General features: G+C 73.5%; 11 protein-coding genes and 1 other RNA gene. All 12 read right to left on the reverse strand.

Annotated elements, in window-relative coordinates:
• Window positions 1-450: AMP-binding protein (locus VGR37_08090; GenBank protein HEV2147350.1), on the reverse strand; the 450-nt coding region annotated here is incomplete at its 3' end.
• A 54-nt stretch (window positions 451-504) separates the two neighbouring features.
• The gene (locus VGR37_08095; GenBank protein HEV2147351.1) at window positions 505-1515 is read right to left on the reverse strand and encodes a GNAT family N-acetyltransferase; all 1011 of its coding nucleotides are present in this window, start codon (window positions 1513-1515) and stop codon (window positions 505-507) included.
• Window positions 1516-1520: 5 nt separating this feature from the next.
• Window positions 1521-2162 carry a trimeric intracellular cation channel family protein gene (locus VGR37_08100; GenBank protein ID HEV2147352.1) on the reverse strand — a complete coding sequence of 214 codons (642 nt, stop codon included), beginning with the start codon at window positions 2160-2162 and terminating at the stop codon, window positions 1521-1523.
• A gap of 7 nt (window positions 2163-2169) precedes the next feature.
• Complete coding sequence (locus VGR37_08105) at window positions 2170-3582, reverse strand: hypothetical protein (GenBank protein HEV2147353.1); 1413 nt, start codon at window positions 3580-3582, stop codon at window positions 2170-2172.
• A gap of 166 nt (window positions 3583-3748) precedes the next feature.
• The gene (locus tag VGR37_08110) at window positions 3749-4846 is read right to left on the reverse strand and encodes a DUF3419 family protein (GenBank protein ID HEV2147354.1); all 1098 of its coding nucleotides are present in this window, start codon (window positions 4844-4846) and stop codon (window positions 3749-3751) included.
• Window positions 4836-7565 carry a PEP/pyruvate-binding domain-containing protein gene (locus tag VGR37_08115; GenBank protein HEV2147355.1) on the reverse strand — a complete coding sequence of 910 codons (2730 nt, stop codon included), beginning with the start codon at window positions 7563-7565 and terminating at the stop codon, window positions 4836-4838. The genes VGR37_08110 and VGR37_08115 overlap by 11 nt, the downstream gene beginning before the upstream one ends.
• Entirely contained in the window at window positions 7555-8544 is a 990-nt protein-coding gene (locus VGR37_08120; protein HEV2147356.1) for a UbiA family prenyltransferase, read from the reverse strand. Before VGR37_08120 ends, VGR37_08115 begins: the two co-directional genes overlap by 11 nt.
• Window positions 8541-9827 (reverse strand): hydroxymethylglutaryl-CoA reductase, encoded by a 1287-nt coding sequence (locus VGR37_08125; GenBank protein ID HEV2147357.1) that lies wholly within the window; start codon window positions 9825-9827, stop codon window positions 8541-8543. The genes VGR37_08120 and VGR37_08125 overlap by 4 nt, the downstream gene beginning before the upstream one ends.
• A gap of 126 nt (window positions 9828-9953) precedes the next feature.
• Entirely contained in the window at window positions 9954-10460 is a 507-nt protein-coding gene (locus VGR37_08130) for a hypothetical protein (protein HEV2147358.1), read from the reverse strand.
• 108 nt (window positions 10461-10568) lie between these two features.
• A complete protein-coding gene (locus VGR37_08135; GenBank protein HEV2147359.1) occupies window positions 10569-11111 on the reverse strand; it encodes an O-acetyl-ADP-ribose deacetylase in 543 nt (180 codons plus the stop codon).
• Window positions 11112-11316: 205 nt separating this feature from the next.
• Window positions 11317-11690: a transfer-messenger RNA gene (gene ssrA / locus VGR37_08140) on the reverse strand.
• A 94-nt stretch (window positions 11691-11784) separates the two neighbouring features.
• A partial coding sequence (locus VGR37_08145) for a sensor domain-containing diguanylate cyclase (GenBank protein HEV2147360.1) occupies window positions 11785-13569 on the reverse strand: 1785 nt, incomplete at its 5' end.

Below are 13569 nucleotides of genomic sequence, written 5' to 3' on the forward strand. Positions count from 1 at the left end.
GAGCGCGGCGCGGTGGGCGTGGCGCGCGAGACGGGCCCAGCGGCGCCCGGCGATCCACTTCACCGGGATGGAGCGGACGGCGGGGCTCACCAGGCGCAGCAGGTGCGCGCGCGGCGAGCCGATGAAAGCCTTCGGGCTCGCGGCGGCCACGGCGGCGTCCAGCCGCTCCCGCCCCGCCCAGGCGTCCAGGAACACCGCGGTGGCCCCGGCGTGCAGCGTCGCCAGGAGCGCCACGTAGAGGTCGATGGACATGGGGACGAAGAGCAGCACCCTGTCCCCCACCCCGATCCCCGTCTCCCGCATTCCCGCGGAGAGCGAGGCGACCCGCTCCGCCAGCGCACCGAAGGTGATGCGTCGCGGAGATCCGCCGGCGTACTCGACGATGGCGGTCCGCTCGGGCTGGAGCGCGGCGCGGTGGGCGAGGCGCGCGGCGACGTTGGGGTTAGCCAAGGGGCCCCCTCCCCCGGCCCCTCCCCGCAAGGGGGAGGGGAGAACGACGGCCGCTCATGGGGACCACCCGTAGAGGGCGTAGCGGCGGAACAGCTCCCCGCGGTAGTTGCCGGAGATGCGCGTGGAGGTGTTGTCCACGTGCATGAGGGCGTGGATCACGGAGGGGGCGCCCCGGGCGAAGGCGGCCTCGTGGATCTCGCCCGTGAGGCGTCCACCCAGGCCGAGGCCGCGTGCCTCCGGGGCGGTCGCGAGCGTCTTGAGCACCACCCGCGGGTGCCGGTCCGGTGCGCGGTCGAACGGGTCCGGGAAGGCGAAGACGAAGGCGAGAAGCCGTCCGTCCGCTCCGCGGGCGAGGCGGACCAGCTCCGGGTCCAGGAGCGGCCGGACCTTCTGGTAGGCCGCGGCGAACTCGTCGAAGCCGATGGGCGTGTAGAACAGGTTTCCCGCGAAGGCGGCGAGGCTCAGCTCGAAGATCTCCCGCAGCGCGTCGTCGAACCGGGCCGGGTCGAGCGGCGCCACCGTGACGCCGTGTCCGGTCCGGGTCTGCACCGGAGCCGATGCATCGGCGCGCTCATCGGCGGGACGTCGTGCAAGCCGGCTCTCGTACTCGGCGGCGACCGAGAAGCCCGCGGCGGTCCAGTGCAATGGGTACTCCGGCGGGTTGACCGGCTCCGTCAGGAAGGGCGTCCGGGGTTCCTCTCCGGGTGCGGGCGGGAGGGCGAGGCGGTAGCGATTCCAGGTGCTGCCATTCATCGGGCCGAGGACGCGTGTGACGCCGCTCTCCGCGAGCAGCTCCCGCGCGCGGACGAGCAGCGCCGCACCCGCTCCGCCGTCCACCGTCTCGTACCACCCGACGAGCCCGGACGGCCCCGGCGCGCCCTGGAGCTCCGGGGCGACCCGAAGTGCCAGGCGCGCGACCGGACGGTTGGCGTCGTAGCCGACCAGGCACACCGCGCCCTCGGGCACCTCGTCGTCCGGCGTCGGGTAGCCGACCGCGCTGCGTACCGCGGCGAAGTCTTCCATCCGCCCCTCCCCCGCGGGGAACCGCTCGATCCGCATCGTCATCCCGTTCATCCTCCGTCGCGCGGCTCGTCTCCCCGCCGCTCCTCGTAGACCTCGAACACCGGCAGCTTCCAGCCCCGCAGGATGGACGCGAAGCGCAGCCCGACGATGGCGACCATTCCGGCCAGCGAGGGAACGGGATAGGCGAGCCCCGCCGCCTCCAGGAGCAGGAAGAGCGTGGCTCCCGCGATCGCGGTCGAGGCGTACAGGTGTCCCTTACGGAAGATGAGCGGGATCTCCGCCGAGAGCACGTCCCGGATCACCCCGCCGGCCGCCCCGGTGATCGTCCCCATCAGCACCGCGACGACCCCGCCCACCCCCGCCTGCAGCGCGATCTGCACCCCGCCGATGGTGAAGAAGCCGAGGCCGAGCGCGTCCGCGATCGCCAGCGAGTGCACGGGCGGCCGGCGCGTCCGTGCGAAGAGCAGCGTGGCGACCGCGCCCGCGATGCTGACCACCACGAACGCCGGATTCGCGATCCAGAAGACGGGATGCCGGTCGAGGAGCACGTCGCGGATGGTTCCCCCGCCGAGGGCGGTCACGATGGCGATGACCAGCACTCCCATCAGGTCCATCCGCTTGCGCCCGGCCGAGAGCGCACCGCTGGCCGCGAACACCGCCACGCCCAGGAGCTGCAGCGCGTAGATCATCGGCGCCTCATGGGCCGAGGAGCACCCGGAGGTGCACCGGGAGCACCACCCCCAGCGCGGCGAGCGAGGAGATCATCTGCAGCCGGAGCTCCCAGGTGGCGCCCCGCGGCACCCGGGGCGACCATCGCAGCCCGGCGTACAGCGCGAGGGCGAGGGCGGCGACCGCGGCTCCCGCCACGGCCGACTCCGCGCGCGGCCCGCGCGACCAGGCGGCGATCCCCGCCGGGACCACGCAGAGCACGCCCAGCGCGAAGGCGCGCACCCCGTGGGTCCAGCGGGCCGCCTCCGGGGCCGACTCGCGCCAGGTGAGCGCCAGCATCGCCAGGTGTCCCGCGAGCACGCCCACGTACGGGCCGTAGAGCGCATCCGTCTCCCGCAGCACCGGGGCGGCACGCGGGATCAGCGTCTCCATCGCGTTGTTGAGGATCACCAGTGCGGCAGCGAGGATGGTGCTGTAGAACACGGCCGAGACCTGGTAGTCGCCCCGCGGTGGATGGCCCGCGCGGATGTAGTGGCGGAAGACCCACACAAGACCCGCCAGCGCGACCGCCGGCGCCACCACCCACTCGGGCCCGCCGAGGGAGTACGCGCCGTAGAAGAAGAGCGTCGCGCCGATGGCCCCGCTCACCGTCAGCACGCGCCAGCGAAGCGCCACCCACGACACCAGCGCGATCAGCAGGAGCTGTGCGACGAGCTGCTCGCCGATCCACTCCGCCGTGCGCGGCGTCATCTTCACCAGCAGGAAGTACGTCGCCAGCGGGACGACCAGGTTGTCGCTCCCGAACAGGCACACCGCTTCGAAGAAGGTGACGATCAGCGCCACCTGCAGGGCGATCAGCACGCTCGCCGCCCGCCCCGTGTCGGTCAGCAGGAGGAGAGGAAGGTGCACCCCCAGGAAGGTCGCCAGGAAGAACACGGCCGACCCCTCCAGGCTGCGGCGGTCCGCCGCCTCCACGCTGAAGGTGATGCGCCCGTAGTGCGTCCCCACCAGCGCCGCCACCGTGTCCGAGACCACCAGCGCCAGGATCGCGATGAGGTAGAAGGCGGGCGTGCCGGCGGCGATCAGGAAGAGGAGGTAGATGGCGAGCGGGTAGTACAGCCCCCCCTCGGACCTCCGCTCCACCCCGTGCACGCTCTGCAGCAGGCCGAACCTCCGGGTCCCCCAGAGGATGGCGCCGAACGCCGCCCCCAGCGCGAGCACCGTCCAGTGCGAGGCGAAGATCCACGGGAACCCCGCCGCGATCACCCCGCCGCCCGTGTGCACCGCCTTCCGGGTCCACTCGGTCGGCGGGCGCGCTACCCTCCGCCAAGCTTCCGCCGCGCCGAAGAGCAGCAGGAAGAGCGGGGCGACGAGCGCGGCGCGCGCCGCCTCGCCCGGGAGGGTGCCCGCGGGCGGGAGGGCGGAAACCAGGTCGGTCACGCGGGCTCCCACCCGGCGGGCCCCCTCCCGGCTCGCTTTAGGCTCGCCACCCTCCCCCGCATGCGAGGGAGGGGCATGTCCACGCTAGCGGTCGCCTCAACGTGATCCTGCTCCCCCTTTCTCCCGCTTGCGGGGGAGAGGGGGCCGGGGGGTGAGGGGGCCTCCCTCACGCCACCTCGTCCAGGTGGAACGCGGAGTAGAACCAGGCGTTGTCGCGCGCGTGCAGCTCCCTCGCCTCGGCCTCCAGGCGCCGGACGCGACCGGCCTCCGCCTCGGGCCGTGCCCGGCGCGCCATCATGTTCCAGTAGGCCAGGCGCGCGCCGGGGTTGGCGCGGTCCACCAGCGCGCCGTAGACGCGCGCGTGCTCGGCCGGACCCATGTACTCGAACACGTCCGACAGGTTGAAGCCGTCGAAGGGGCCGTCCACGCTCTCGACCCCGCCGTGGACCAGCCGGACGCGGTCCAGGCGCGCCCGGATGGCTTCGAAGTGCTCGGGGCGCAGGTAGCGCGGCAGGGCCTCGGGTGGGTAGGTGCCCGTCATGATGTAGGCGCAGTACGGATTCGGGCGCACCGGCAGCTCCGTGAGGGCGTAGCGGGTGCGCGCCAGGATCCGGTCGCCCGTGGAGACGCCGCCCACGTGGTCGAAGAGGGCGGGATCGCGCCCCAGCCGCCCCATGACCGCGCGGCTGAAGAAGAGGCGGAACATCGCGCGCCAGCGCCAGGTGTCCCACTCTCGCGCGTAGAACTCCCGCTGCTCCGCCACTGAACGGGGCTCGCGCAGCGCCTCGATGGTGCGGCCGGAGTGGACCAGCGGGAGGACGAAGCGGCGGAAGGTGCGCAGGTAGCGCTCGAACTTGCCGGCGTGGACGATGCCGCCCGCGACGGTGTCCGGGTGTGCGTCCCAGAACCCGCGGGCGCCCGGGGTGAGCTCGTCGCGGAGCCGGCGGTAGGTGTCGAGTCTCCGGGGCGCCTCCGCGACGCCCAGGAAGCCCAGGAGGTCGGGGTGGTACAGGTGGCGAAAAGCGGCGATCCGCAGCTCGGCCGCGGCGAGCTGCGCGGGGTTGAGGTCCACCGCCACGACCTCGGCGGGGTCCATTGTCAGGAGCGCGAGCGCGTTGTCCCCGGCGGAGGCGACGGAAAGGAGGCGCCCGCCCGCCGCGGTGGGGGCGAGCGCCGCGCACAGGAGGTCCGCGTCCTCCCAGACGCTGGCGTAGCGGATGAAGTCCCAGGCGGCGCGGTCGCGCCCGGAGCGCTCAGCCGCCACGGTCCTCCCCCGCCTGCTCCAGCCGCAGCACCACCCCCGTCGTGCCGTCCATCTCCACGATCTCGCCGTCGCGGAGCGTCTGCATCAGCCCCGGGATGCCGACGATGCAGGGGAGCCCCATCTCCCGCGCGACGATCGCCGAGTGGCTGAGGAGGCTCCCCCGCTGCACGAGGAGCCCGGCGGCCGGGGGGAAGAGGAGCGTCCACCCCGGGTCGGTGCGCTCCGCGACGAGGACGTGCCCGTCGAGCACGCCGGCCTCCCGCGGATCCGTGACCACGCGCACCCGCGCGCGCACGACCCCCGGGCAGCAGCCGGTTCCCTTCAGCGTGGGCGCGTCCACGTCGGTGGAGGGGGCGTCGGGAGCGAGGGCGGCGAAGGAGAGCGCGGGCGGGCCGAAGGTCTCGAAGCGCTCCGGCGGCGAGGGCTCGCGCTCGTACGCGGCGAACTCCGCCTTCCGTTGCTCGACGACGGCGCGGAGGTCGCCCACCGTCGCGGTGCCGTCCAGGGTCCCGAACACCTCCTCCGTCCGCAGCCAGAACACGTCGCGCGCCTCCCGGAGGAGACCGGCGTCGGCCATGCGCGTGCCGATGCCGACGAAGATCCGCCGGACGACGCCGAAGACGCGGGTCCGCTCGAAGCGGAGGTTCTCGCGGTCGCGCACCCGCTCGCGCGTGCGCCGCAGCACGCCGAAGAAGACGCTCCGGCGCGGCCCGCGAAGAGACGCGCGGACCCGGGCCTCCGCGGCGCGCCGGATCTCCTGCTCGCGCTCGCGCGTGGCGTCCGGGTCCGTCATCCCCGAGCGGACGTAGGTGCGGACCATCTGCACCAGGAACTCCGGGTTCTCGCCGAGGGTGACGGTCTCCAGCTTCAGCTCGTTGGTGCAGCGGTCGCCGAATTTCTCCAGGTAGGCGGCCATCGCGTCCCGGAGCGGCCGCAGCTCGTCGGCGGTGGCGATCTCCCGCCAGAGCGCCCCGTCGTCCGGGACGCGGTCGAAGGCGGCCCGGAGCGCCGGCTCGGCGGACACGTCGCGAGCGAGAGCCATGACGCGCCGGGCGGGCTCGACCGAGATGATGCCGCCCTCCCCCGCCAGGAGGTCGTTCACGAGCGTCGGCGGCGCGTCCGGGAGCCACTTCTCCACGAGCCGGCCGAGCACGCCGAACCAGATCATCGCGAAGAAGTCGTTCACCAGCGGCGTCTGCCAGTGGCGGAGGAGGTCCTCCTCCAGGCGACGGTAGAGCGCCAGGAGCTCGTCCGCGTCCCACGTGGACAGGTCCGCCCGCGCGAGCGGCGCCAGCGCGGCGTCCACGCGCGCGTGGAACGCGGGCACCTCCCGGGTGAGCCCGCGGTTGGCCGCCGTGAGCTTCCGCAGCATCCGCGCGACCCGGAGCGCATCGCGCCCGCGCGAGGCCGCGCGGGGGGCTTCCGGCGGACTCTCCAGCTTCTCGCGCACCCCCATCATCCGCTCCATGAAGGCGCGGTTGAGGGAGAAGCCCGGCAGCAGCGCGAGGACGCGGTACCAGTTCAGGAGGTTGTAGTAGACGCGCCCACGCACCAGCCCGAGCATGTTCGCGAAGACGTGCCGGTTCCGCTCCACCAGCGCGTTCTCCACACCCACGACCGCGCAGAACTGCCGGTACACGTCTTCGTAGACGCTACGCGCGAACGAGAAGGTCAGCGGGGTGGTGACTCCCGCGTAGCTCTCGACGATGTTGCTGTTGTCCCAGATGCGGCGCTCGCCCGTCCGGGGCGCCTCGGCCGGAGCTGCCGGCCGCGAGGGAGACGGCGAGCCGAGCGTGGTGATCGGCCGCGCCTGGAGGACGAACAGCTCGCGAGGGCGCCCCTCCGCCGGGGCGAGCGCCCACTCCACGTCCTGCGGCGCCCCCAGGGCCCGCTCCAGCTCCCGGAGCGTCGCGCTGATCCGGCGCACCTCGCCGTCCGACAGCGTCCGCGCGTCCCGCAGCTCCGGCTCGACCGGCACGATCTCCGTCCCCGCCGCCGAGGGACGCACCGCCCGGTCCTTGTGGGCGAGCACGGCACGGACATCGTCCTCCCCGCCCTCGCGTGCGGCCGAGTGGAAGGTGTCCGCGTCCAACTCACCGCTCACCAGCCCCTCGCCCAGCCCGTAGACGGCGCTCACCACAACGGTGTCGCGGCTCCCCGTTACCGGGTCCGCCGAGAAGCCGACCCCGGACACGTCGGGCTCCACCAGCTCCTGCAGGACGACCGCCATCCGCACCCCGCCCCCGCCGTACGCGAGGGCGTGGGCGTTGAAGGCGGACGCCCACACGGCACGGATCGCGTCGGCAACCGCCCGCCTGTCGCCCGCGGGCACGCCGAGCACCGTGTCGAACTGCCCGGCGAACGAGGCTCCGGCGCCGTCCTCGGAGGCGGCGGAGGAGCGGACGGCGAGCGGGACGCCCGTGATTCCGGCGTCCCGGAGGGCGCGGACCACCTCGTCCACGAAGTCGGCGGGGAGCGTCGTCGCCGCCACGGCGGATCGGACCGCCTCCGCGTCGTCGGGCAACCGCGGGGAGTCCCGCCCGGCGAGCGCGACGGCTTCGAACGCGTCCACCGGGACCACGATCCACCGCGGCACCCGCACTCCCGTCGCGCCCAGGCGGGCGAGGTTGTACGCCTTCCCGCCCACGGCCTCGGGTCCGGCGGCGAGCGCCGCGTCCGGGGCGAGCACCCGGCGGGTGCCGAGGACGCTATCCGCCAAGCGGCCCCCCGATCCAGCGGGCGACGAACGGCCCCGCGCCCAGCAGCAGGTACATGGCGATCGTCCACGCGCCCGAGGCGGTCTCGATCCGCTTGGCGGACGCCGGGTCCGGCGCGCGGAGGAAGCGGAGGGCGGGGACCGCGGTCGCGAGCGCCGCGAGCGCGAGGACGACGGCCGCCACCTCGCCGATGCCGACGTGGCGCGCGGCCAGCCAGGCGGTGAGCGCCGTCGCTGCCAGCGTGGCGAGCCAGACCAGGGGCGCGTTCCGGACGCCCCAGGCGGAGGTGTAGGTGTCCACCCCTTCGCGCTCGCCGCCGGGAGCGCGGATCTTCCGGCCCACTTCGATCACGACGCCGTTGAGGAAGGTGACCAGGAGGAAGAGCCAGAGCCCGGCCGGCGGCTCCACCCTCTCGGCGAGCCAGTCCAGCCCCGTGGTGTACCCGTCGATCATGGGCATGATCGCCATGTGCGTCGCCAGGTACGCAGCGGGGTGGGCGCGGAGCCAGCGCGGGACGAAGAACTCCTTCGTCATCAGCGCCGCCCAGGCGGCCACGGCCAGGCAGGCCCACAGGAGGACGGGGGCGGCCAGCAGGTTGAGGGCGACGACCAGCGCGAGCGCGCCGCCGGCCACCGCCCGCAGCTCCCGGAGCGAGACCAGCCCGCGCGGCACCGGCAGTTCCGGGCGGTAGCGGCGGTCCACCTCCGCGTCCTTGTGCTCGTCCAGCACGCGGAGGAGGAAGAAGAAGACGAGCGCGGTGAAGACACCGACGAGGAAGCGGTCCAGCGGGACGAAGCCCGGCGCGCCGCGCGCCAGGCGCGAGTACGCCGCGGCCGAGAAGGTGAAGACGGCGATCAGCGGGACGTACCCGGCGAGCGGGAAGCGCTCCCGCTGGTAGATGCCGAAGCGGCGCGGGAACGGCAGCGCGCGCTCGGCGGCCCGTTCCGGCGCGGCCGGGGGCGACGCCACGCCCGTGCTCATCCCGTCCCCTTCATCCGCCCCAGGCGCGCGTGCGCGGAGGCGAAGTCGCCCGCGCAGAGCGCCCCCACGATGGAGATCTCCCCGCCCAGCGCGGTCGCCGCGCAGATCTCGGCCAGCTTCGAGGCGCGATCGTCGCCCAGGCAGTCCATCATCCGCAGGCACTCGCGCGCGGTCGGCAGGCGCGTCCCGCCGCCCACGGTGCCGACGATCAGGTTGGGGAGCGTCACCGCGCAGTACAGGTCGCCCTCCTCCGTCAGCTCCATCCGCGTGACCCCTACGCTCGCCTCGCTGACGCACGCCACGTCCTGCCCGCAGGCCAGGAAGAGCGCCGCGATCCCGTTCGCCACGTGTCCGCTGACGCCGATGGAGCCCGTCTGCACCCCGCCCACGAAGCTGAGGCGCCAGTACTCCGTCATGCGCTCCGGTGTGGTGCGCAGCCCCCGCTCCACCAGGACCCGCGGGAGCACCACCTCGGCCATGGCGTTGCGCCCCCGCGTCTGCATGAAGCTGAGCGCGTTGGCCTTCTTGTCCCCGGACATGTTGGACTCCAGGAACCACGAGCGGGGCTTCACCGGCGCGTCCGCCAGGATCGCCTCGCAGATGGCCGCCGTGCAGAAGGTCACCATGTTCTGCCCGGCCGCGTCACCCGTGTGGAAGGCGAAGATCAGGTGGACGTGGTTCGCCTCCACGTGCGTCATCATGTCCAGCAGCCGCCCGTGCCCGGTGCGTCCGGCGGCGATCTCCCGGAATCGCTCCACCTCTCCCACCGCCCAGGCCGCGAAGAGCGCCGCCTCGCCCATGGTCCCGAAGATGAAGGCCGGAGCGCGCTGCACCTGCTCGGTGGTGACCAGCGCCGCCGCGCCCCCCGCCATGCTGATGAGGCGCGCGCCGCGGCCGTAGCTCGCCACCAGCGCGCCCTCCGAGGTGGCGAGGGGAACGTAGAAGTCGCCGTGCGCGTGGAGCCCGTTCACGCGCAGCGGACCGATGACGCCCGTCGGGATCTGGGTCATCCCCACGTAGCCTTCGATGCTGCCCTGGAGCGTGGACGGGTCCGGCGGGGGCTCGCGGCCGGCGAGCGCGTCCACGGAGATCCCGCGCGATTCCAGGAAGGCGACTCGCGCCTCCCGGGCCTCGGCCGTCCAGGAGAACGGGTGCGGCGGACCGGGCGGGACGGGGCGTTCGGACGAAGGGGTGGACGCGAGGCGTCCCTGGAGTGCCTCGGGGGCGGCGCCGCGGCTGAGGCGCTCCGCGATCTCCCGGGCACGATCGGCGGGGATCGGCATCGTTCCGAATCTATCCGGTGGGTGGGTCCGTCGCCAAGCCCCTCGGTGATCCGCGGGCCCGGGAAAAGCGAAGCGGGCCGGGGGATCTCTCCCTTCGGCCCGCTCCCGTCCACGCGCGGCGGAAGGTCAGTCCTGCAGCCTGCGCTCCACCGTCTCGATCCCGGCGGGGGTGATGCGGTACTGCTTCCGGGCCTGCTTGGTGCTCCCCATCTTCTTCTCCTGCACCATCAGCGGCCGGTCGGGCCGCATGTTCGCCTCGATGGCGCGGGTGATGTTGCTGATGGCGAGGCCGTTGCGCTTCAGCTCGGTGTTGATGGCCTGGCTGGTGACCGTTTCCTCGCCGCGGACGCGGGTGAGGTAGTACGCCCCCAGGAGCGCCTTGTCGGACATGGTGGCCGGGGTCCAGCGCTCGAGGAGCGAGGCGAGGTCCACGCCGGCCTGCTCGCCGCCGCGCCCCGAGTCGGCGCGGGGCCGGCCGCGTCCGCGCGCCGTAGCCGCGGGAGCCGAGTTGGACGATCCGAAGGCCCGCTCCAGCAGGATGTCGCGGGCCTTCTCCTTCAGGACCGGGTCATAGCTCGAGATGGCCCGGTTGACCTCGTCGAGCAGTTCCTTCGTCTCCTTCAGGTCGCTCATTGCGCTCTCCTCGTCGGCGCCCGCCACGGGTGCACCGGGAGCATGCACCGGTGCGGGCACCCGCCGGAATGGGGGTAGAAAGCGAACCGCAGTGTTGTTGAGTGCTGTTCATATACACTTCGCGCGGAGCGCCGTCAAGAGTGAACGCCGGGATTCCGCTCCGAAGGCGACCAGGAGGACGCTTTTCACAGTGCTGTCGCGGTCCAGGAAGGCCAGAACCTCTCCCACGGCGATCTCCGCCGCGCGCTCCACCGGGAAGCGGTACACGCCCGTGCTGATGGCCGGGAACGCCACCGTCCGGAGGCCGTGATCGACCGCGAGCTGAAGCGAGCTGCGATAGCAGCGCGCGAGCAGCTCGTCCTCCCCCGCCCCGCCGCCCTGCCAGACCGGACCCACCGTGTGGATCACGTGCCGCGCGGGGAGACCGTGCCCGCCGGTGATCTTCGCCTCGCCGGTGCGGCACCCTCCGAGCCGCCGGCACTCCTCCAGCAGCCCCGGGCCGGCGGCGCGGTGGATCGCGCCGTCCACGCCACCGCCACCCAGCAGCGACGAGTTCGCGGCGTTCACGACGGCGTCCACCGCGAGCTTCGTGATGTCTCCTTCCACGACTTCCACGCGCTCGCAGGGCGAGGGGGATGCGCTGCTGTTCATCGGGCACGATCGGGCTGGAGGACGGGAGAAAGGGCGGATCGGCACAAGTTCGCCGGTCGGGCACGCGGCGTCCAGCCCCGGGACAGAGCCTCCCGACTCGCGGTCGGCATCGCGGCAAGCCCAAGCGGGAGGGCAGCTTGGCCGCGCCGGAAAACACGAAGGGCCGGCCCGGCAACATGCCGGACCGGCCCTTCGCGGTCCTCAGGAGTGGAGATGAGGGGAGTCGAACCCCTGTCCGCCTACAGATCCCCCACAGCGTCTACGTGCGTATTCCACCGTTCTTTTCTCCTCGTCCGCTCATCGGCCGGTGGAAGGCCCATCGCGAACCAGTCGTGTAAGTCTCGTCTACCGTACCACGACGATCGGGTAGACCAGCCGGATTTTAGCGACGCCCGTCGACCCGCCTCAGGCAGGGCTGATCAACGAACGGGAGGTAAGGATTCCCCGAAGGGATTCTACTTACGCAGCCAGGGCGAAGTTATCGTTCGCGGTTACTAGTTTTCCAGAGGCTTAACGAGGTGTCTGGAACCTCGGCACGCAGCTACGGCTTCACCGTACACGTCGAAACCTGTCATCCCCATTGACCCGTGTTGTCAAACACGCAACTAATCTAGCGCTCCCCGCCCCGCAAGTCAACCCCCGGCGAAAGCCGGTAACTCATTGTGGCACAATGCTATGCAAGCGGTGCGCCAGCCGCGCTCCCGCCCTTCCCCAGCCCCACCGAGCCTCCGCCGGGGGGCGCGGCGGTGGTCCGGTTGCGCCCCGTGTCCTTGGAGCGGTACAGGGCGGCGTCCGCCGCCGCCAGGAGCTCGCCGGGCAGCCCGACCGATTCCGGGCAGGCCGCCACGCCGAGGGAGGCGGTCACCGGGAGCGGGCGGCCGTGCCAGACCACCGGGCGGCCGGCGATGGCCTTCCGCACCCGCTCCGCCACCTCCACCGCCGCCATGAGCGGCGTTTCCGGGAGCAGGACCACGAACTCCTCGCCGCCGAGGCGCGCCGGGTGGTCCACCTCGCGGACCGAGGCGCGGACCAGCTCGGCCACGTGCTGCAGCACCCGGTCCCCCGCCTCGTGACCCCAGGTGTCGTTGAACCGCTTGAAGTGGTCCACGTCCAGGATGAGGAGCGAGAACGGGCGCTCGTAGCGCTCGAAGTGGCTCGACGCGGCGGCCAGGCGCGCCTCGAAGCTGCGCCGGTTGGGGAGACCGGTCAGCGCGTCCTCGGAGGCGCGGCGGTCCAGCGCCTCGTACTGGCGGGCGCTCCGCAGCGGGAGCGGCGCCAGCGCGCCCAGGAGGCGGAGGAACTCCATCTCGGTCTCCCCGATGCGCTCCGGCCGCGGGTCCCACGCCGCCACCACCCCCACCACCCGCCCGTCCGCGGCCAGCGGCACCACCGCCGCGGAGCGCGGCGCCTCCGTCCACCGCTCCCCCGGCACGCAGAGCGGGAGCGCGTCGCGCTCCCGCCGGAGGTCCTCGTACGAGAGCGCGACGGCGTGCTTGGCCGCCAGCCCCAGGCGCGACTCCCCGTCCGCGAAGGCGTGCCCCGGCCCCACGCGCGCCGGGACGTCGCCCACCACGCGCAGGATCTCCCCGCGTCCCGCCTCGGCGTCCCACACGGCGACGGCGGCCCCGGCGGCGTCCACGCTCCGGCGCACGGCCTCCGCCAGCTCCTCGGCGAAGCGGTCCAGGTCCAGCTCGCCGGGGAGGTTGCGGACCGCGTCGAAGAGGGTGCGGACGCGCGCTTCCGTCCGCCCGGCCTCGTCCCGCGTCCGGATCAGCCCGGCGATGGCCCCGAGCTGGGTGCTCGCCAGGAGCGCGTTCGGCTCCGCCCCGGGGGGGACGGAGCCGGTGTAGGAGAGGGCCAGCAGCCCGGAGGGCGTGTCCACGGGCACCAGGAGCATCTCCGCCGCCCAGGGGGTCGGGAGCGGCTTCCTCCCGTGCTCCAGCCGGACGTGAACTCCTTCCAGGATCGCCCACCCGAACGGGTGCCCCAGGAGCGACACCTCCTCCGCCTGGGGAGCGTAGCCCGGGAGCGCCGACCACCCCAGGAGCGAGGCGCGGGTCCCGTCCGGCCACATCCGCCAGAGCGCCGCCTCGTGCGCGTCCGTCGCCAGGCGCACCAGCTCCAGCTCGCGCGAAAGGACGTCCGGGTCGTGGTCCTCGGCCGCGGCGGGCTCGTCGTCCCCGGTGTGGGGCGCCGCCGCGGGCTCCGCGGCGCGGCCGGCGGAGCCGAGGAGCGGGACCACCGCCGCGAGCCCGAAGAGGAGCACCACGCGCACCGCGTCCGCCATACCCGGGAGGGTCCCCCACAGGACGGTGCCCAGGAGCACGAGGACCGCCGCGGCGGCGGCGCCGGCCGGTCCCGCCCTCCGGTCGGTCCGGCCGAGGTAGACGATCCACGCCGCGGCGAGCGGGAGGAGCGGGGAGGCCGCCCCTCCGCTCGCGAGCAGGGCGAGGTGCAC

This window comes from Longimicrobiaceae bacterium, assembly GCA_035936415.1.
In the GTDB taxonomy this organism is placed as follows: domain Bacteria; phylum Gemmatimonadota; class Gemmatimonadetes; order Longimicrobiales; family Longimicrobiaceae; genus JAFAYN01.

Excerpts from the sequence above, each read along its gene's own strand:
- VGR37_08130 (HEV2147358.1), bottom strand. The coding sequence starts at position 10,460 with ATGAGCGACCTGAAGGAGACGAAGGAACTGCTCGACGAGGTCAACCGG.
- VGR37_08100 (HEV2147352.1), bottom strand. The coding sequence starts at position 2,162 with ATGATCTACGCGCTGCAGCTCCTGGGCGTGGCGGTGTTCGCGGCCAGC.
- VGR37_08125 (HEV2147357.1), bottom strand. The coding sequence starts at position 9,827 with ATGCCGATCCCCGCCGATCGTGCCCGGGAGATCGCGGAGCGCCTCAGC.
- VGR37_08135 (HEV2147359.1), bottom strand. The coding sequence starts at position 11,111 with ATGAACAGCAGCGCATCCCCCTCGCCCTGCGAGCGCGTGGAAGTCGTG.
- VGR37_08120 (HEV2147356.1), bottom strand. The coding sequence starts at position 8,544 with ATGAGCACGGGCGTGGCGTCGCCCCCGGCCGCGCCGGAACGGGCCGCC.
- VGR37_08095 (HEV2147351.1), bottom strand. The coding sequence starts at position 1,515 with ATGACGATGCGGATCGAGCGGTTCCCCGCGGGGGAGGGGCGGATGGAA.